The 20,603-nt window shown below is 76.3% G+C and carries 6 protein-coding genes and 1 pseudogene; 1 reads left to right on the top strand and 6 read right to left on the bottom strand.

What is annotated here, in order from left to right:
- Positions 1-195: helix-turn-helix domain-containing protein (locus tag IF30_RS0135715; protein ID WP_234322970.1), on the bottom strand; the 195-nt coding region annotated here is incomplete at its 3' end.
- Positions 196-218: 23 nt separating this feature from the next.
- Complete coding sequence (locus IF30_RS0135710) at positions 219-1,637, bottom strand: MFS transporter (protein WP_051711921.1); 1,419 nt, start codon at positions 1,635-1,637, stop codon at positions 219-221.
- 116 nt (positions 1,638-1,753) lie between these two features.
- On the opposite strand from IF30_RS0135710, the gene IF30_RS50680 reads away from it, so the two are divergent.
- Complete coding sequence (locus IF30_RS50680) at positions 1,754-3,550, top strand: ABC transporter ATP-binding protein (RefSeq protein ID WP_107054601.1); 1,797 nt, start codon at positions 1,754-1,756, stop codon at positions 3,548-3,550.
- Positions 3,551-3,731: 181 nt separating this feature from the next.
- Here IF30_RS50680 and IF30_RS0135700 read toward each other — a convergent pair whose 3' ends face one another.
- The 4 genes and pseudogenes from IF30_RS0135700 to IF30_RS0135685 form a co-directional block, all read right to left on the bottom strand.
- Positions 3,732-4,808, bottom strand: coding sequence for an alpha/beta hydrolase (locus tag IF30_RS0135700; protein ID WP_030246369.1), 1,077 nt, complete (start codon positions 4,806-4,808; stop codon positions 3,732-3,734).
- On the bottom strand, positions 4,805-5,635 hold the full coding sequence (locus IF30_RS0135695) for a 2-oxo acid dehydrogenase subunit E2 (protein ID WP_037902316.1): 831 nt from the start codon (positions 5,633-5,635) through the stop codon (positions 4,805-4,807). The genes IF30_RS0135700 and IF30_RS0135695 overlap by 4 nt, the downstream gene beginning before the upstream one ends.
- Positions 5,632-8,751, bottom strand: a pseudogene (locus IF30_RS0135690) (type I polyketide synthase); the annotation flags it as partial. The gene IF30_RS0135695 and the pseudogene IF30_RS0135690, both read right to left, overlap by 4 nt.
- Positions 8,752-8,807: 56 nt before the next feature.
- On the bottom strand, positions 8,808-20,603 hold the full coding sequence (locus IF30_RS0135685) for a type I polyketide synthase (protein WP_063752932.1): 11,796 nt from the start codon (positions 20,601-20,603) through the stop codon (positions 8,808-8,810).

Genomic DNA, 20,603 nt, shown 5'->3' with positions numbered 1-20,603 from the left:
CCAGAAGAGGGCTTCGCGGGTCTTCCAGTGCAGGTAGACGGTGCCCTTGCCGATGCCGGCGCGGGAGGCGACGTCGTCGATGGTGACCCGGCGGTAGCCATGCTGTTCCAGCAGCTCGGCGGTGGTGTCGAGGATCCGCTCGGCCCGCTCCTGGCGAGCGCCGGACCCGGTGGGAAGGCGGCTGGAGTGATTCACGGTCCTCATCGTAGAACGATGTTTCAAAGTTCGTCGACCGTCCGGTACGGCCGCAGGAGTGCCGCGCACAGGGCCGTCAGCACCAGCAGCACGCAGCTGAGACCGGCGGCGTAGCGGATTCCGGAGCAGTACGCGGCCTCGTCGACGGGGATCCGCAGCGCGCCGCCGGCGCCGCCGGACCTGGCCCGGTAGACGAGGTCCAGTGCGCTGCCCGGCAGGGCCGCGCCGAGGACGCCGCCCAGGTTCTGGAACCAGCGGGAGAGGCGGCTGCCGGCCCGGGCGCGGCCGACGGGCAGTGCGTCCAGCACCGTGTCGGTGGCGATCGGCGAGGCGACGCCGAGCCCGATGCCGAGCAGTGCCAGCGCCGAGCCGACCGGTTCGTAGCCGCTGGTGGGTTGCAGCCCGGCCAGTGCGGCCTGCCCGGCGGCGGCCAGCAGCAGTCCCAGGGCGAGCGCGGACCGCTCGCTCGACCAGGTGGCCAGTCGTTCGCTGACGGCGCCGCCGACCGCCACGCCGACGGCCAGCGGCAGCAGCCGCACCCCTGCGGCCAGCGCGCTCTGGTGCTGGACGACCAGCAGGAACGGCGCGACCACCAGCAGGGTGCCGGTGATGGCGAGGGTGCCGGTCAGGCCGGCGAGCACGGCGGGGACGATCCGGCGCTCGGTGAGCAGCCGCAGTTCGACCAGGGGTGCCGCCGTGGCCAGTTCGTGCCGGGCGAAGGCCGCCAGCAGGAGGGCGCCGGCGGCGAGGGCGGCCCGGACGCCGGGGGAGGTCCATCCGGCGGTGGGCCCGGCGATGACTCCGTGGGTGAGGGCGGTGATGCCGAGGGCGGAGAGGATCAGGCCCGGCCAGTCCATGGGCGGTGCTCCGGCCCGGCGCTGGTCGGGCACCGTGAGGACCACCGCGATCATGGCGGCGACGGTGATCGGCAGGTTGAGCAGGAAGATCGAGCCCCAGGAGAAGCGGGTGAGCAGGAGTCCGGTGGCGAGGGGGCCCAGCGGCAGCCCGAGCATCGCCGCGACGGAGGCGGCCGCGACCGTCCGTGACCGGTGCTCCCGGGGGAGGGCGGCCAGCGAGGCGAGCGTCTGGGTCATGATCACGGCGGCGCCGGCGCCCATCGCGGCGCGCAGCCCGATCAGCGGTCCGACGGTGGTGACCAGGGCGGCGGCCAGCGAGGCCGCGCCGAACAGCGCCAGTCCGGCGAGCAGGAGTCTGCGGTGGCCCAGCCGGTCGCCGAGGCGCTCGGCCGGGAGCAGGGAGCAGAGCCAGGCCAGGGAGTACGCGGCGACGACCCAGCGCAGGCCCGCGGTGTCGGTTCTGAGCCGGGCGGAGAGCGCGGGCAGGGCGTTCACCAGGACGTAGTTGTCGAGCCCGACCAGCAGGACACCGAGTACCACGGTGACCGGTCCGCGCCGGGTGCGGGCGTAGGCGCTTGTGCTCACTCTCCACCTCCTGCACCAACGTATGACTAGATTTGAAAACTAGTCAACAGTGAAGACACTGGGAGGTATTCTGTGATTGACTGATATTGAAAGATGGTCACTCAATGGAGGCAGTGGTGATCGAGGTACGTGGACTCAGCAAGCGTTTCGGCGAGGTCGTCGCGGTCGACGACCTGACCTTCACCGTCCGCCCCGGCGAGGTCACCGGCTTCCTCGGGCCCAACGGCGCCGGCAAGACGACCACCCTGCGGATGATCCTCGGGCTCGACACCCCGACCGCCGGAACGGTCTCCTTCGACGGACGGCGGTTCGCCGACCTGCCCGCGCCCCTGCGCCAGGTCGGGGCCCTGCTGGACGCCCGGGCGGTGCACCCCAGCCGCACGGCCACCCAGCACCTGCTCGTCCTCGCCCACAGCAACGGGATCGACCCGGCCCGGGTGCCCGCCGTCCTGGAGACGGTCGGACTCGAACGGGCCGCCCACCGCCCCACCTCGGGCTACTCGCTCGGCATGCTCCAGCGCCTCGGCCTGGCCGCCGCCCTGCTCGGCGACCCGCCCGTGCTGATCCTCGACGAGCCGCTGAACGGCCTCGACCCGGAAGGCATCGTCTGGTTCCGCGGGCTCATGCGGGAGCTGGCCGCCGAGGGGCGCACCGTGCTGGTCTCCAGCCACCTGATGGCCGAGATGGCGCTCACCGCGGACCACCTGCTGGTGGTCGGCGGCGGACGGCTGCTCGCCGACATGAGCGTCGAGGCGTTCACCGACGCCAACGCCGCCATCGAGGCCCTGGTGCGCACACCGGACGCGACGGCCTTCGGCGGCGAACTGGCCGCCGCGGGCGGCGAGGTGCGGCCGGTGGACCACGAGACGCTCAAGGTGACCGGCCTGGACAGCGCCAGGATCGGCGCCCTGGCCGCCGAATCCGGCGTCATCCTGCACGAACTGTCCACCAGCCGACGGTCGTTGGAGGAGGCGTTCATGGCGCTGACCGGCGCCACCGCCCAGTACAGCGCCGCCGCCGTGCCCGGGGCGGACGGCGAGCCCGGGCGGCCCGCCCACCCCGCCCGCGGCAAGGCCCCCGCACACACCGCGACCGCCTCGGCCGCCTCGACCACCCGCCGCCCACCGACCTTCGGAGACCTCGTCCGCTCGGAGTGGGTGAAGCTGCGCACCACCAAGTCCGGCCGCTACCTCACCCTCGGCACGGTGGTGGCCGGCGTCGGACTCGCCGTGCTCACCAGCAACTCGGCCGGCGAACAGTACGCGTCGGCCTCCGCGACCGAGCGGCACGGCGTCGACCCCACCTTTGACCCGACCGAGATCAGCCTGCGCGGACACCTGCTCGCCCAGCTCACGATCAGCCTGCTCGGCGCACAGGCGATGACCGCCGAGTACAACACCGGCACCATCACCAGCAGCCTCACCGCCGTGCCGGACCGCGGGCGGCTGCTGGCCGCCAAGGCCGTGGTGGTCGGCGCGGCGGCCCTGCCGGTCGGCCTGGCCGCCACCGTCGGCGGCTTCCTCGGCGGCCAGCGCATGCTCGCCCGCCACGGCGCACCGCACGCCCGGCTCTCCGACCCGCGGTCACTGCGCGCCGTCCTCGGCGGCGGCCTCTACCTCGCCAGCGCCGGGCTGCTCGGGCTGGGCGTCGGCGGACTGCTGCGCAGCACCTCCGGCTCGGCGACCAGCCTGTTCGGGGTGACCCTGATCCTGCCGGCCTTCTCGCCGACGCTGCCGGGCAAGCTCGCCAAGTGGGTCGCCACCTACTGGCCGACCCGGGCCGGCGCACAGATCATGACGGTCCACCGGGATCCGGGCCTGATGCGCCCCTGGCCCGGCCTCGGCGTCATGTGCGCCGTCACCGGCGGCGTCCTCGGCAGCGCCTACCTGGTCTTCCGCCACCGCGACGCCTGACCGGCCGCGACGCCTGACCGGCCGCGACGCCCACCGGCCCGGGCGCCCCGGCTGGTCAGGCATCGCGGCCCGGGCACGGACCCGCACACCCGCCCCGCCCGTCCGTCCGTCCACGAACACGCCGACACGCGGGCGGCCCGGCCGAAAGTCGGCCGGGCCGCCCGCGCAGGACGGCGACGGGTCAGCCGGAGCGGCTGCGGAGCCGGGCCAGCCGGGCGAGCACCGCGAGCGCGGCGCGCTGCGGTAGCGCACCGCCGCGCATGGCCAGCAGCGAGCGCGCGGTGAAGAGCTGGGTCTCCACCACGTGGTCCGGCGCGCCGTGGACGTCGTCGTGTTCCAGCAGCCGCAGCCGGCGCACCCGGCGGAGCAGCAGCGCCGGGTCCTCCGGCGGGATGATCTCGTCACGCCGGCTGGCCACGTAGGCGACCGGGATGTCGAGGGCGGCCAGCTCCTCGCCGCTCAGCGCCCATCCGCCCAGTTCCGCGAAGAGGTCCGGCTCCTCGACACCGGTCATGTGCACCAGGGTGTCGATCGTGACCCGGGGGATCCGCGGGCGCCAACTGGCGTCGGTGAAGAAGCCGTTGACCGGCGCACCGACGGTCAGCACGCCCCGGATCCGGGGGTCGGCGGACGCGCAGCGCAGCGCCAGGTGGCCGCTGAAGCTCATCGCGAGCGCGTACGTCTCGCGCACCCGGGCCCGGTCCTCGACGGCGTCGAGCAGGCCCGAGATCATACCCGGGCTGTCGGCGTCGTACGGCAGCGTGTTCTCCCCGCAGCTCGGCATGTCGGTGACCATCGCCGCGAAGCCCAGCCGGCGGAAGATCCGCAGCGCGGGCGCCCACTGCTCCTTGACGCTGACGTTGCCGCCCATGAGCAGCAGCAGCGGGCGCCGGTCGGTGGGGCTGAGGCCGCTGTGCCAGCAGACCACCCGGCCCCCCTTGAGGTCGACCTCCAGCCGGTGGATGTCCTGCCGGGTCTCCAGGCGCCAGCGCTCGAAGGAGGCGAGGCTGAGGTCCAGCGCGGCGAGCCGGGCCGGACCGTCGACGAAGGGGAACCGCGCCATGATGAAGTGCCGGCAGGCCTCCAGGTGCCGCCCCGCCCGCCCGAGCCGCTCGCCCTCGGCGGCCCACTCGCCGACCCAGGAGCCCGGGCCGTCCTCGTCGTGGCGGATCCGCTCCAGCACCGCGGCGTAGTCCCCGATCCGCTGGCCGCGGGCGTGCGCGCCCACGTACTGCTTGAGTTCCCGCAGGTCGTTCATCGTGCCTCCTGGCTCTGCGCGGCGGCCGGGGCCGGCGCGTCCGGCCGGGTGGACGGCCGCTCGAAGGTCTCCAGCGCGGCCTTGATCCCGGCCAGGACGTCCGCCGCCTCCGCACCGTCGATCACCCGGTGGTCGAAGGTGAGGGTGAGCCGCATGGTCGGGGCGACCGCCACCCGCCCGTCGCGGACCACCGGGCGCTCGGCGACCTGGCCGAGGCCCAGCGTGATCGTGGTGCCCCCGACGGAGGCGAAGCCGTCGACGGGCCGGTGCGACAGCGAGGTCACCGCGAAGGTGCCGAAGGTCGCCGCCCGGCGGCTCAGCGGCCGCACCCCGAGCCGGAACAGCCACCCGCCCACCGGCCAGGGCAGCCGGTGCAGCAGCCGGGTGCCCGCGTACTCGGGCATCACCTGCGGGTCGCCGTCGCGGTGGTGCTCGATCTGCCGCTGGATCTCGGCGAGTTCGGTGTGCTGCAGGTCGGCCAGGACGGTCGACAGCACGATCCGCTCGCCGCCGACCGTCTTGTCGAGGGTGATCTTGCCGTTGACGGACGGGTAGCGGGCGACCCTGGGCCGGCCGCCGCCCCGGATCGCCGCGTTGGCCTGCGGGTGGCGGGCCAGCACCCGCGCCGTCGCGTACAGCACGTAGCTCAGGACCGACGAGCGCTCACCGCGCTCCCGGGCGTCCGCCCGGAGCCGCTGGACGGCCGACATGTCGACCTCGGTGTCGAGGAAGACCGGCGAGAACGCGCGGATCTCGCGCAGGAACTGCAGGGTGTGCCGCCGCTGGGGCGCGATCCGGCTGATCCGGGCGCCGTTCGCCCCGCTCATCGCGCCACCCCCGGGGCGGCCGGAGTGCCGTCGACGAGGTCGGCCAGTTGCTCGGCCAGGTGCTGGGCGAGCAGCCGGGGGGTGGGGTTGTCGTAGACCATGCCCGGGGTGACCTCGACGCCGTCCTCGCCCATCAGCCGGGTGAGTTCGAGTGCGGTGAAGGAGGTGAGTCCCAGCTGGAGGAAGTCGTCCTCCGGGTCCAGGGTGTCGGCCCGTTCCACCCCGAGGACGGCGGCCGCGTGGCCGAGCACCACCCCGACCAGGAAGTCGGGCCGTTCGCCCGGCGGCACCAGGGCCAGCCGTGCCAGCGCCGGCACCGCCAACTCCTCGTCCTGCGCCGCCTCGTCGGCGTCCGCCGTCCCGGCCGGCGCCGACGCGAGGTCGGCTGCGGTCAGCGGGAGCGGGTCCAGCCAGTACCGTTCGCGCTGGAACGCGTAGGTCGGCAGGGCGACCGGCTCGGATCCGGCGGAACCGAGCAGGGCGGGCCAGTCGACGGCGCTCCCCGCCACCTCCAGGGCCGCCGCCGCGTGCAGCAGGGTGAGCGCCTCCGGCCGGTCGGCCCGCAGCACCGGGGTGCCGCCGACCAGTCCGGCGAGGGTGGCGTCCGGCCCCAGCTCCACGAAGGTGGTCACGTTCTCGGCGCGCAGGGTCTCGGTGCCGCGGTGGAAGCGGACGGCGGCCCGGATGTGCCGGGCCCAGTAGCCGGGATCGGTCAGCTGCTCGGCGGTGGCGAGTTCGCCGGTGACGTTGGAGACCACCGGGATCGTCGGCGGGTGGTACTCGGCCTTCTCGGCGAGGACGCGGAACCCGTCCAGTACGGCGTCCGCGTGCGGGGAGTGGAAGGCGTGGCTGACGGTGAGCCGCTTGGCCTTGCGCCCGCGCTCGCGCCACTGCTGGGCGATCGCCAGGACGCCCGCCCGGCCGCCCGAGACCACCAGCGAGTCCGGTCCGTTGACCGCGGCGACGTCCACGTCCCGGTGCCCCTCCAGCAGCGGTCGGACCTCCTCCTCGGTCGCCTGCAGGGCGACCATCGCGCCGTCCTCGGGCATCGCCTGCAGCAGCCGGCCGCGGGCGGCGACCAGTGCGGCGGCGTCCGGCAGCGAGAACACCCCGGCCAGGTGGGCGGCCGTCAACTCGCCGATCGAGTGGCCGATCAGGTAGTCGGGCTCGGCGCCGCAGGAGCGCAGCAGCCGGTACAGGGCGGTCTCCACGGCGAAGAGCGCCGGCTGGGTGTACTCGGTGGTGTCCAGGAGGGCGGCCTCGGGGCTGCCGGCGGGGGCGAACACCAGGTCGCGCAGCGGCCGCTCCAGGTGCCGGTCCAGTTCGGCGCACACCTCGTCGAAGGCCGCCGCGTAGACCGGGAAGCGCTGGTACAACTCGCTTCCCATGCCCGGCCGTTGGCTGCCCTGGCCGCTGAGGACGAACGCGGTCCGGCCGGACGCGCGGACCCGCCCGCGCACCACGGAGGCGGCGGCGCGGCCCTCGGCGAGCGCCGTCAGCCCGGCCCGCGCGGCCTCCGGCCCGTCGGCCACCACCACCGCGCGGTGCGGGAACCGGGTGCGGGTGGTGGCCAGCGCGTGGCCGATCGCGACGGACCCGGCGCCGGGCCGCTCGACGGTGGCGTCCAGCAGCCGGGCCGCCTGGTCGCGCAGGGCCTGCGCGGTGCGGCCGGTGAGCAGCCAGGCGGTCGGCCCGGCCGCGGCCCCGGCGGCGGGTGCCGCGACGGGTTCGGCAGCCGGTTCGGCAGCCGGTGCGGCAGGCTCCGCGGCCGGTTCGGCCGGCGGCGCCCCCTCCAGGATGACGTGGGCGTTGGTGCCGCTGATGCCGAAGGAGGACACCGCCGCCCGGCGGGGCCGGTCGGTCCGCGGCCAGCGCGTCGCCTCGGTCAGCAGCCGCACCGCCCCGTCCTCCCAGTCGACGTGCGGGGTGGGGGCGTCGACGTGCAGGGTGCGGGGCAGCAGGCCGTGCCGCATCGCCAGCACCATCTTGATGATCCCGGCGATGCCGGCGGCCGCCTGGGTGTGGCCCAGGTTGGACTTGAGCGAGCCCAGCCAGAGCGGCCGGTCGGCCGGCCGGCCCCTGCCGTAGGTGTTGAGCAGGGCCTGGGCCTCGATCGGGTCGCCGAGCACCGTGCCGGTGCCATGGCCCTCCACCGCGTCGACGTCCTCCGGCGCCAGGCGGGCGGCGGCCAGCGCCGCGTGCACCAGCCGCTCCTGGGACGGGCCGTTGGGCGCGGTGAGGCCGTTGCTGCCGCCGTCCTGGTTGACCGCCGAGCCGCGGATCACCGCCAGCACCTCGTGCCCGTTGGCGCGGGCGTCGGAGAGCCGCTCCAGCAGCACCACCCCCGCGCCCTCACCCCAGCCGGTGCCGTCCGCGGCGGCCGCGAAGGACTTGCAGCGGCCGTCGGCGGCCAGCCCGCGCTGCCGGCTGAACTCGACGAACACCCCGGGGGTGGCCATCACGGTGACGCCGCCGGCCAGCGCCAGCGTGCACTCGCCGCGGCGCAGCGCCTGGCAGGCCAGGTGCACGGCGACCAGCGACGACGAGCACGCGGTGTCGACCGTCACCGCCGGGCCCTCCAGCCCGAAGGTGTACGACACCCGGCCGGAGGCGACACTGCCCGCGCTGCCGGTGCCGACCATGCCCTCGACCTCCGGGGGAGTGCGGCCGATCAGCCGTGACCCGTAGTCGCCGTACATCACGCCCGCGAACACGCCCACCTGTTCGCCGCGCAGCGCCGCCGGCACCAGGCCGGCCCGCTCGAAGGTCTCCCAGACGACCTCCAGCAGCAGCCGCTGCTGCGGGTCGATGGCCGCCGCCTCGCGCGGGCTGATGCCGAAGAACGCGGCGTCGAAGCGGTCGGCGTCGTGGACGAATCCGCCCTCCCGGGCGGTGATCCGGCCGGTCCGGTCGGGGTCGGGGTCGTACAGGTCCTCGGGCCAGCCGCGCCCCTCGGGCAGGGCGCCGACGGCGTCCCGGCCCTCGCTGAGCAGCCGCCACAGGTCCTCGGGGGAGCGCACGCCCCCCGGGTAGCGGCAGCCCATGGCCACCACCGCGATGGGCTCGGACTCCAGGTCCTGGAGCCGCTGCTTGGTCCGGGCCAGATCCGCCGTCACCCACTTGAGGTACTCGACGAGCTTCTCCTCGTTCGCCATCGCTGTTCGCTCCTTCGTCACGTCGTGGCCCTGCCGAGTTCCCGGTCGATGAAGTCGAAGACCTCGTCCACGCTGGCGTCGCCGATGCGGTCGGCGACCGCCTGGACGGGGTCGTCCGCGGTCCCGTGCCAGCGGTCCAGCAGCCGCTGGAGCCGCGCGGTGACCCTGCCCCGCTCGCGGTCGCGCTCCGGCAGCGCCAGCAGGGCGGCCTCCAGCCGTTCCAGGTCCGTCAGCACCCGCTCGGCCGGGTCGGCCGCGTCCACCAGGGTCCGCAGCAGGTACTCGGCGACCGCGGCGGCGTTCGGCCGGTCGAAGACCAGGGCGGCGGGCAGCCGCAGACCGGTCGCCGTGGCCAGCCGGTTGCGGAACTCCACGCCGGTCAGCGAGTCGAAGCCCAGCTCCAGGAAGGAGCGGTCCGGGGCGATCGCGTCCGGTTCGGAGTGGCCGAGGACGGCCGCCATGGTGGTGCGCACCGTGTCCAGCAGCAGCTTCTGCTGCTCCCCGGCCTCCAGGGCGGCCAACCGGGCCCGCAGCGCGGCGCTGTCCACGGCGCCGGCCCGGCGGGCGGGGGCCCGCACCAGGCCGCGCAGCACCGGCGGCAGCGTGCCGTCGGTCGCCCGGCGGCGCAGCACGGGCAGGTTGAGCCGGGCGGCGGCGGGCGCCGGCAGCGGGCCCGCCAGCGCGGCGTCGAGCAGTTCCAGCGCCGCGGGGGTGGTCATCGCGCTCAGTCCGCCGCGCTCCACCCGCGCCGTCTCGACGTCGCCGGTCAGCCCGCCGGCCTCGGCCCACAGACCCCAGGCGATCGAGGCGGCGGGCAGCCCGAGGGCGTGCCGGTGCTCGGCGAGGGCGTCCAGGAAGGCGTTGGCCGCCGCGTAGTTGCCCTGGCCGGGCGCGCCCAGCACTCCGGCGGCCGAGGAGTAGAGCACGAACGCGGTCAGCGGCAGGTCGGCTGTCAACTCGTGCAGGTGCCAGGCCGCGTCGGCCTTCGGCCGCAGGACGTCGGCCAGGTGCTCCGGGGTGAGCGAGGGGATGGTGGCGTCCCGCAGGACGCCGGCCGCGTGGAAGACGGCGGACAGCGGCCGGTCCGGCGCGATGGCGCCGAGCAGGGCGGCGAGCGCGGCGCGGTCGGTGGTGTCGCAGGGCTCGACGGTCACCTCGGCGCCCAGCTCGGTGAGTTCGGCGACCAGCTGCGCGGCCCCGGCGGCCGCGCGGCCCTGCCGGCTGGTGAGCAGCAGGTGCCGCACGCCGTACGCGCCGACCAGGTGCCGGGCCAGGACGCCGCCCAGTACCCCGGTGCCGCCGGTGACGAGCACCGTGCCGTCGGCCGGGAAGGCCGGTCGGCCGGCCGCCGTGGCCGGCTCGGCGGCCAGCCGGGGGACGGTCACCGTGCCCGCGCGCAGGGCGAGTTGGGGCTCGCCGGTGGCCAGGGCGGCCGGCGCGGCACGCAGCGAGCGCGGGTCGTCGTCCAGGTCGAGCAGGACCAGCCGGTCCGGGTTCTCCGACTGGGCCGAGCGCAGCAGGCCCCAGAGCGTGGCGGCGGCCGGGTCGGGCCGTTCACCGACGGCGGCCGCCACCGCTTCGCGGGTGGCCAGCACCAGGCGGCTTTCGGCCGCCTGCGGGTCGGCCAGGAACTCCTGGACCACGGCGAGGGCCCAGACCAGCAGGGCGTGCGCCCGCTCGGCGGGGGTGCCGTCGGCGGCGGGCGCCGGGGTGCAGTCCGTGGCGTCGACTCCGGCGGCGAGCAGGGCGGCGGTCAGCGCCGGGTCACCGGCCACCTGCCAGGGACCGGACACCGGGCGGCTGGTCGCGGCCGGAGCCGAGGCCCACTCCAGCCGCAGCAGCGGCTGCCCGGAACCGGCGCGCAGGGTGCCCAGCACCTCGGCGGAGACCGGACGCAGCGCCAGCTCGCCGATCTCGGCGACCGGTGCGCCGTGCCCGTCCGCGAGCCGCAGTGCCACGGTCTCCGGTCCGGTCGCGGTCAGCCGCACCCGCAGCTGCCGGGGTTCGGCGGCCCAGGCGCGCACGCCGCTCCAGGCGAACGGCAGCCGCACCTCGCCCGGCCCCTCGGACCGGACGGTGGCCGGGTGGAGCGCCGCGTCCAGCAGCGCCGGGTGCAGGACGAAGCCGCTCACCGAGAGCCCCTCCTCCACCGCGACCTCCGCGTAGACACCGGCGTCGTCCCGCCAGACGGCCTGCACGCCCTGGAAGGCGGGGCCGTAGGCGAGACCGGTGTCGGCCAGCGTCGGGTAGAAGGCCGACAGGTCCACCGGGGTGGCGCCGGGCGGCGGCCAGGCCCCGCCGGACTCCGCCGGCACGGGCGCCTCGGAGCGGGCCAGCACGCCGGTGGCGTGGCGCACCCACTCGCCGTCCGGCTCCTCCTCCGCCGGGCGCGAGTGCAGCGTGAACGAGCGGCGGCCGTCCGGGTCGGGCTCGCCCACCATGGCCTGCAGCAGGACGGCGCCGCGCTCCGGCAGCACCACGGGGGCGTGCAGGGTCAGTTCCTCGACGGTGTCGCAGTCGCTCTGGGCGGCCGCGTGCAGCGCGAGGTCGACGAAGGCCGTGCCCGGCAGCAGCACCGTCTCGTGCACCGCGTGGTCCGCGAGCCAGGGGTGGTCGGCCGTCGACACCCGCGCGGTGAGCAGCCGGGCGCCGCCGGGCAGCGTCGTGCCCGAGCCGAGCAGCGGGTGCCCGGTGGCGGCCAGCCCGACGCCGGCGGCACTGCCGCGGGTCTGCGGGCGAAGCCAGTACGACCGGTGCTGGAACGGGTAGGAGGGCAGCTCGATCCGGCGCGGCCGGGCCGCCTCGAAGGACCGCTCCCAGGCCACCGCGACCCCGGCCGTGTGGGCGCCGGCGAGGGAGGTGAGGAAGCGCCGCAGCCCGCCGTCGTCCCGCCGCAGGGTGGGGATGACGGTGCCGGTGCCGTCCAGGATCCCTTCCGTGGCGACGGTGAGCACCGGGTGCGGACTGGTCTCGACGAAGGAGCGGAACTGCGCGGCGGCCAGCGCGGCCACGGCCCGGTCGAAGCGGACGGGCCGGCGCAGGTTCTCGTACCAGTAGTCGGCCGTCATCCGGGTGGTGTCCAGCGGCTCACCGGTGAGGGTGGAGTAGAGCGGGATGCCCGCGGCCCGGGGCGACAGCCCGTCGAGTTCGGCGAGCAGCCGCTCCCGGATCACCTCCACGTGCGGGGTGTGCGAGGCGTAGTCGACCGGGATGGTGCGGGCCCGCACGTCCTCGTCCCGGCACCGCTGGACGAAGCGCTCGACGTCCTGCGGGGCGCCGGCCACCACCGTGGCCGCCGGGCCGTTGCACACGGCCACCGTCAGGTCGCCGCCGAAGTCCGCCAGTCGCGCGGTCACCTCGTCGGCCGGCAGCGGGATGCTGGCCATCGCCCCGGTGCCGGCCAGCTCGGTCAGGGCCCGGCTGCGCAGCGCGACCACCCGGGCGGCGTCGTCCAGGTCGAGCGCGCCGGCGATGTGCGCGGCCGCGATCTCGCCCTGGGAGTGCCCGACCACGGCGTCCGGGCGCACCCCGGCGGCCTGCCAGAGCCGCGCCAGCGAGACCATCACCGCGAACAGGGCCGGCTGCACCACGTCGACGCGCTCCAGCGGCGGAGCGCCGGGCCGCCCCAGCAGGACGTCCGGCAGCGACCAGTCGGTGTGGCGCCCCAGCGCCTCGGCGCAGGCCCGGATGCTCTCCCGGAAGACCGGCGAGGTCTCCATCAGCTCGCGGGCCATGCCCTCCCACTGGGCACCCTGCCCGGGGAAGACGAAGGCCACCTTGCCGGGAGCGCCGGCCACGCCCTCGACCAGACCCGGAGCCTGCTCGCCGCGCGCCAGCGCGGACAGGCCCTCGCGCAGTTCGGCCGGGTCGGCGCCGACGACCACGGCCCGGTGCGGGTGCTGGTCGCGCGTGGTGACCAGCGAGAAGCCCAGGTCGGCCGGGGCGGGCGCGGAGTCGGCGGCCAGCAGCTCGACGACCCCGGCGGCCTGCTCGCGCAGGGCCGCGGCGTCGCGGGCGGAGAGCACCAGCGGCAGCACCGCCGGCGCGTCGTCCGCGGCGCCGGGCTGCGGAGGAGCGGCCGCCGAAGGTGCGGGCGCGGCCTCCAGGATGATGTGCGCGTTGGTGCCGCTGATGCCGAAGGAGGACACCCCGGCCCGCCGCGGCCGGCCGGTCTCCGGCCACGGCGTGTTCTCGCTCAGCAGGCGCACGGCGCCGTCCGACCAGTTGACGTGCGGGCTGGGCTCGTCGATGTGCAGGGTGCGCGGCAGTTCGCCGTGGCGCAGCGCCTGCACCGTCTTGATGATCCCGGCGATGCCGGCGGCGGCCTGGGTGTGCCCGATGTTGGACTTGATCGAGCCGAGCAGCAGCGGCCGGTCGGCCGGGCGGTCCTGGCCGTAGGTGGCGAGCAGGGCCTGGGCCTCGATCGGGTCGCCGAGCACGGTGCCGGTGCCGTGCGCCTCGACCGCGTCCACGTCCGCCGCGGTCAGCCCGGCGGAGGCCAGCGCGGCCCGGATGACCCGCTGCTGGGACGGGCCGTTGGGCGCGGTGAGGCCGTTGCTGGCACCGTCCTGGTTGACCGCCGAGCCGCGGATCACCGCCAGCACCTCGTGCCCGTTGGCGCGGGCGTCGGAGAGCCGCTCCAGCAGCACCATGCCGACGCCCTCGCCCCAGCCGGTGCCGTCCGCGGCGCCCGCGAAGGGCTTGCACCGGCCGTCCGGCGCCATGCCGCGCTGGCGGCTGAACTCCAGGAAGATCCCGGGGGTGGCCATGATGGTCGTGCCGCCGGCCAACGCCATGGTGCACTCGCCGCTGCGCAGCGACTGCGCCGCCAGGTGCGCCGCGACCAGCGAGGACGAGCACGCGGTGTCCACCGTGACGGCCGGGCCCTCCAGTCCGAGGGTGTACGCGATCCGGCCGGAGGCCACACTGGTCGTCGAGCCGGTCAGCACGTAGCCGGCCACCGCCTCCTGGGTGGTGGCGGACCCGGCCCCGTACTCCTGGGCGGCCACGCCGGCGAACACGCCGACCTGGCTGCCGCGCAGGGTGCCGGGCCGGATCCCGGCGTGCTCCAGGGTCTCCCAGGCCACCTCCAGCAGCAGCCGCTGCTGCGGGTCCATGGCCTCCGCCTCGCGCGGGCTGATCCCGAAGAAGTCGGCGTCGAAGCCGGCCGCGTCGTGCAGGAAGCCGCCCTGGCGCACGTAGGTGCGCCCGGCCTTGCCCGGCTCCGGCTCGTACAGCTCGTCCAGGTTCCAGCCCCGGCCGCCCGGGTAGTCGGCGATCGTGTCGATGCCGTCGGCGGCCACCCGCCAAAGCCCCTCGGGGGAGTCCGCCCCGCCGGGGAAGCGGCAGCCCATCCCCACGATGGCGATGGGGTCGTCCGTCGCCGCGGCCGGCCCGGCCGGCGCGGGGCCGGAGGCGGGCTGCGGGGCGCCGCGCAGCCGGGAGAGCAGCTCGGCGGCCAGTTCGGCCGGGGTCGGGTAGTCGAACAGCAGGGTCGCCGGCAGCCGCAGGCCGCTGGCGCGGCCGAGCACGTTGCGCAGTTCGACGGCGGTCAGCGAGTCGAAGCCGAGGTCCTTGAAGGGCTGCGCCGGGTCGACCGGTTCGGACGGGTCGTTGCCGAGGACGGCCGCGATCTGCCGGTGCATCAGGTCCAGCAGGACGCCGGTGGCGTCCGTGTCGTCGAGGCCCGCGACCTTGCGGGCCAGCTGGGAGGCGCCCGCCGCCGGCGCGGAGGCGCGCGGCCGGGCCGGGCCGAGCACCGGGCCCAGCACGGCGGGAAGCGGCGCCGAGTCGGCGGCCATCCGGCGCAGCACCGGCAGGTCGAGCAGGGCCGGGACGAGCGTCGGGCGGCCGGCGGCGAGCGCGCGGTCGAACAGCTCCGTCCCGGTGGCCGCGTCCAGCGGGAGCAGGCCGGAGCGTTCGATCCGCTTGCGCTCCTGGCCGTCGAGGGTGCCGGCCAGGCCCGCGGACGGGTCCCACAGGCCCCAGGCGAGGGAGACGGCGGGCAGCCCCAGGGCGTGCCGGTGTTCGGCGAGGGCGTCCAGGAAGGTGTTGCCCGCGGCGTAGTTGGCCTGGCCCGGGTTGCCGAGCACGCCGGCCACCGAGGAGTAGAGCACGAACGCGGCCAGGTCGAGGCCGGCCGTGCGGTGGTGCAGGTTCCACGCGGCGTCCACCTTGGGGCGCAGCACCGTCGACAGGCGGTCGGCGGTCAGCGCGGGCAGGGTGGCGTCGTCCAGGGTGCCCGCGCAGTGCACGACGGCGGTCAGCGGGTGCGCTGCGGGCACCGCCGCGAGCAGGTCGGCCAGCGCCGCCGGGTCGGCCGCGTCGCAGGCGGCGAGGGTGACCGTGGCGCCCAGCGCGGTGAGTTCGGCGGCCAGTTCGGCGGCGCCGGGTGCGGCCGGGCCGCTGCGCCCGGCGAGCACCAGGTGACGCGCGCCGTGGCCGGTCACCAGGTGCCGGGCGGCGAGCGCGCCGAGGGCCCCGGTGCCGCCGGTGACCAGGACGGTCCCGTCCGGGTCGATCGGCTGCGGGACGGTCAGCGCCACCTTGCCGATGTGGCGGGCCTGTTGGAGGTGGCGGAAGGCCTCGGGGGCGTGCCGGACGTCGAAGGCGGTGACCGGCAGCGGGGTGAGCACCCCGCGCTCGAAGAGCTCCAGCAGGTCGCGGAGCATCTCCTGGATCCGGTCCGGCCCGGCCTCGGTCATGTCGAAGGCGCGGTAGGCGACGCCCGGGTGCGCCTCGGCGACCTGGCCGGCGTCGCGGATGTCGGTCTTGCCCATCTCCAGGAAGCGGCCGCCGCGCGGCAGCAGCCGCAGGGAGGCGTCGACGAACTCGCGGGCCAGCGAGTCCAGGACGACGTCGACGCCGGCGCCGTCCGTCGCGGCGGCGAAGTGCGGCTCGAAGTCGAGGGTCCGGGAGGAGGCCAGGTGGTCGTCGTCCAGGCCGAGTTCGCGCAGCGCGTGCCACTTGCCGGGGCTGGCGGTGCCGAACACCTCGGCCTGCCAGTGCCTGGCCAGCTGGAGCGCGGCCAGGCCGACGCCGCCGGCCGCGGAGTGCACCAGCAGCCGTTCGCCGGGGCGCAGGTCGGCGAGGTCGCGCAGCCCGTAGTAGGCGGTCAGGAAGACCACCGGGGTGGTGGCGGCCTGGGCGAAGGACCAGCCGGCCGGGACGCGTGCCAGCAGCCGCTGGTCGGTGACCGCGCCGGAGGCGATCGCGCCGTCGAACAGGCCCATCACCCGGTCGCCGACCCGCAGTCCGGTGACGCCGGGGCCGGTCGCGGTGACCACGCCGGCGGCTTCGCCGCCGATCGACGCCCGGCCGGGGTACATGCCGAGCGCGACCAGCACGTCGCGGAAGTTCATGCCGGCCGCCCGGACGGCGATCCGGACCTGGCCGGGGCCGAGCGGCTCCGCCGGCGCGGTGTCGGCGACGGCGGTCAGGCCGTCCAGCGTGCCGCCCTCGGTGACCTCGAGCCGCCAGGGGGTGCCCGGGTCCGCCGGCAGGTGGACCGGGGTGTCCGGCTCGGCGGCCAGCCGGGGCACGTACCGGGCGCCGGCCCGCAGGGCCAGCTGGTTCTCGCCGCCCGCGAACGCGGCCGGCAGGGCGGTGCCGACCGGCTCGCGGCCGTCGTGGTCGGCCAGCAGGACGCGGCCCGGGTTCTCCGACTGCGCCACCCGGGCCAGGCCCCAGAGCGCGGCGCCGGTCGGGTCGACGGCCGGGTCCTCAGGCAGCGCGGTGACGGCCCGGCGGGTGGCCACCACGAGGCGGCTGCCCTCCAGCGCGGAGTCGCCGAGGAACTCCTGGAGGACGGTGAGCAGTTCACCGGCGGCCCGGTGGGTGCGGGCCGGGACGGACTCGGCGCCGTCGGCCGCCGCGGTGGGGCCGGCTCCGGTGGTGTCGGCGGCCGCGGTGTCGAGGACGACCAGCTCGGGGGCGTCGGCGCCGGAGCGGACGGCTTCGGCGAGCGCGGCCAGCGCGGAGGCCCCGGTGACCACCGGCGCGGCCGGCACCGGGTCGGTCGCGGAGCCCGGGAGCTGGGTCCAGCCGAGCCGGTACAGCGGCTCGCGGCGGGCGGGGGCGGCGGCGAGCGCCGCGGGGTCGAGGGCCCGCAGCGTGAGCGCCGCGACGGTGCCGACCGGGTCGCCGTCATGGTCGTACAGGTCCAGGGCGAAGGTGCCGCCGCCGTCCGCCCGTGGGCTGAGCCGCACCCGCAGCACGTCGGCGCCGGTGGCCCGCAGGGTGATGCCGCTCCAGGAGAACGGCAGCCGGACCCGGTCGAGTTCGACCCGGCCGTCCGGGCCGCTGAACAGCAGCGCGTGCAGGGCCGCGTCCAGCAGGGCGGGGTGCAGCCGGTACGGCGCGCCGGCCGTGCCCTCGGGCAGCGCGACCTCGGCCAGGAGGTCGGTGCCGGAGCGCCAGACCGCGCGCAGGCCCTGGAACACCGGGCCGTAGCCGAGGCCGAGCCCGTCCAGGTCCTCGTAGAGGCCGTCGACCGGGACGGCGGCGGCGTCGGCCGGGGGCCACTGGGCGGGCAGCGGCGACTGCGGGCCGCCGTCCTCGCCGGTGAGCGAACCGGTGGCGTGGTGGGTCCACTCGCCGTCGGGCGCGGTCGCCTCGGGGCGCGAGTGGACGGTCAGCGCCCTCGCTCCGTCCTCGCCCTCGGGGGCCACCTGGAGGCGCAGCTGGACGGCGTCGTGGCCGGTCAACGGCAGCGGGCTGTGCAGGGTGAGTTCCTCGACGCCGGCCAGGCCGCAGCGCGCGGCGGCCTCCAGTGCCAGCTCCAGGAAGCCCGTCCCGGGCAGCAGGACGGTGCCGGCCACCCGGTGGTCGGCCAGCCACGGCTGCCCGGCGAGCGTCAGCCTGGCGGTGAACAGCTGGCCGCCGTCGGGGAGTTGGACGGCCGCGTCGAGCAGCGGGTGCCCGACCGGGCTCTGCCCGAGGGCTCCCGCGTCGCCCGCTCCGGCGCTGTCCAGCCAGAACCGCCGGCGCTGGAACGGGTAGGTGGGCAGGTCGAGTTCGGGTGCGGGGGCGCCGCCCAGCACCGCCGACCAGTCGAGGTCGCGGCCCAGCAGGTGCGCCTCGGCGGCCGCCGCGAGGACGCTGCGCGGCTCCGAGTGCCCGCGCCGCAGCGGGGCGATGAACACGGCCTCGCCGTCGGTCCCGTCGCCGTCGCCGTCGTCGGCCAGGCACTGCTCGGCCATCGCGGTCAGCGTGCGGTCCGGCCCGATCTCCAGGTACGCGGTCACGCCGAGTTCGCGCAACTGCCGGACGCCGTCGTGGAAGCGGACCGGCCGCCGGATGTGCTCGGTCCAGTAGTCGGCCGAGCGCAGCTCCTCGCCGGCCGGGCGGCCGGTGAGGTTGGAGATCACCGGGATGCGCGGCGCGTGGTACTCCAAGCCTTCGGCGACCCGGTGGAAGTCCGCCAGCACCTCGTCCATGTGGGGGGAGTGGAACGCGTGGCTGACGGTCAGCCGGCGGGTCTTGCGGCCCAGGCCGGCGAAGTGCGCGGCGATCCGCTCGACCGCGGCCTCGTCGCCCGAGACGACGACGGCGCGCGGTCCGTTGACGGCGGCGATCGCCACCTCGGCCGGGTGTTCGGCGACCAGCGGGGCGACTTCGTCCTCGGTGGCCTGGACGGCGGTCATCGCACCGCCCGGGCGGGCCGCCTGCATCAGCCGGCCGCGGGCCCGCACCAGCGTGCAGGCGTCCTCGACCGACAGCACGCCGGCGACGTGCGCCGCGGCCAGCTCGCCGATCGAGTGCCCGATCACGTGGTCGGGCACCAGACCCCAGGACTCCAGCAGCCGGTGGAGGGCGACCTCGACGGCGAACAGGGCGCTCTGGGTGTGCTCGGTGCGGTCGAGCAGGGCGGCGTCGGCCGTCCCTTCGGCGGCGAACACGATGTCCTTCAGCGGCTGGTCCAGGTGGCCGCAGATCTCCTCGAAGGCCGCTCGGAAGGCCGGGTACCGATCGTACAACTCCCTTCCCATACCGGGTCGTTGGGCGCCCTGGCCGGTGAACAGGAAGGCCAGTCGGCCGCGCCGCCCGTTCGGCGCGAGCAGCCCGGCCGCGGACTCGCCGCGGGCGAGCGCGTCGAGCGCCTCCAGCAGCGGGCCCCGGTCCGGTGCGGTGACCGCGGCCCGGACGGGGTGGTGGCTGCGGGTGAGCGCCAGCGCGTGGGCGACCGCGACCGGGTCCGGCTCCGGATCGGCCGTCAGGAAGGCGTGCAGCTGTGCGGCCTGGGCCCGCAGCGCGGGCTCGCTGCGGGCGGACACCAGCAGCGGCAGGCCGTCGGCGGGCAGGACCGCGGCGGCCGGGGCGGAGTCGGCGGGGGCGGAGTCGGCGGGGGTGGAGCCGGCGGGGGTGGAGCCGGCGGGGGCGGCGGCGGTCGGGGCCGGCGGCTCCTGGACGATCAGGTGCGCGTTGGTCCCGCTGATCCCGAACGAGGACACGCCGGCGCTGCGTGGCCGGTCGCCGGCCGGCCACGCCTCGGGCCGGCGCAGCAGGGTGACCGCGCCCGCCGTCCAGTCCACGTGCGGGGACGGCTCGTCGACGTGCAGGGTGGCCGGCAGCTGCTGGTGCCGCAGGGCCATCACCATCTTGATCACCCCGGCGATGCCGGCGGCGGCCTGGGTGTGCCCGATGTTGGACTTGATCGAGCCGAGCCGCAGCGGCCGGTCCGCCGGGCGGTTCTGCCCGTACGCGGCGATCAGCGCCTGGGCCTCGATCGGGTCGCCGAGCGAGGTGCCGGTGCCGTGCGCCTCGACCGCGTCGACGTCCACCGGCGAGAGCCGGGCGGCGCGCAGGGCCTGGCGGATGACCCGCTGCTGGGCGAGGCCGTTCGGGGCGGTCAGGCCGTTGCTGGCACCGTCCTGGTTGACGGCGGAGCCCGGGATCACGGCCAGGATCCGACGACCGCCGCGCACCGCGTCGGAGAGCCGCTCCAGCACCAGCAGTCCGGCGCCCTCGCCCCAGCCGGTGCCGTCCGCCGCGGCCGCGAAGGACTTGCAGCGGCCGTCCGGGGCCAGCCCGCGCTGCCGGCTGAACTCCACGAACACCCGGGGGCTGGCCATCACGGTCGCCCCGCCGGCCAGCGCGAGCGCGCACTCGCCGCGGCGCAGTGACTGGACGGCCAGGTGGATCGCCACCAGCGAGGAGGAGCAGGCGGTGTCGAGGGTCACCGCGGGGCCCTCCAGGCCCAGCGTGTAGGCGATCCGGCCGGAGGCGACGCTGGTGGTGTTGCCGGTGAGGAAGAAGCCCTCCAGCTCGGGGGCGTCGGCGTACGCGCCGTACTCCTGCCCGATCACCCCGGTGAACACCCCGGTGTCGCTGCCGTGCAGCGACTCCGGCTGGATCGCGGCCCGCTCCAGCGCCTCCCAGGCGACCTCCAGCAGCACCCGCTGCTGGGGGTCGGTCGCGCCGGCCTCCCGGCCGCTCATCCCGTGGAAGCCGGCGTCGAAGTCGGGGGCGTCGTAGAGGAACGCGCCCTTGGTCACGTAGCTCTTGCCGTGCGCGTCGGGGTCGGGGTCGTAGAGGGAGTCCTGGTGCCAGCCCCGGTCGTCGGGGAAGTCGCCGACCGCGTCGGTGCCGGAGTCGACCAGTCGCCAGAGGTCCTCGGGCGAGCGGACGCCGCCGGGGTAGCGGCAGGCCATGCCGACGACGGCGATCGGCTCCTGCTCGCGCGACTCCAGGTCGTGCAGGCGCTGGCGGGTCTGGCGCAGACTGGTGGTCGCGCGCTTGAGGTAGTCGCGCAGCTTCTCCTGGCTGCCGGCCTCGTCGGCCTGCGGCCCGGTCTCGTTCACGGCGTCGTCCAC

The organism is Streptomyces sp. NRRL S-350 (assembly GCF_000719705.1).
Lineage (GTDB): Bacteria > Actinomycetota > Actinomycetes > Streptomycetales > Streptomycetaceae > Kitasatospora.
The sequence above is the reverse complement of the archived record's forward strand: the minus strand, read 5'-3'. Positions and strand labels throughout refer to the sequence as shown.

Bases quoted from the DNA above. Each gene is read 5' to 3' on its own strand.
- IF30_RS0135695 (WP_037902316.1), bottom strand. From the start codon at position 5,635: ATGAGCGGGGCGAACGGCGCCCGGATCAGCCGGATCGCGCCCCAGCGG.
- IF30_RS0135700 (WP_030246369.1), bottom strand. From the start codon at position 4,808: ATGAACGACCTGCGGGAACTCAAGCAGTACGTGGGCGCGCACGCCCGC.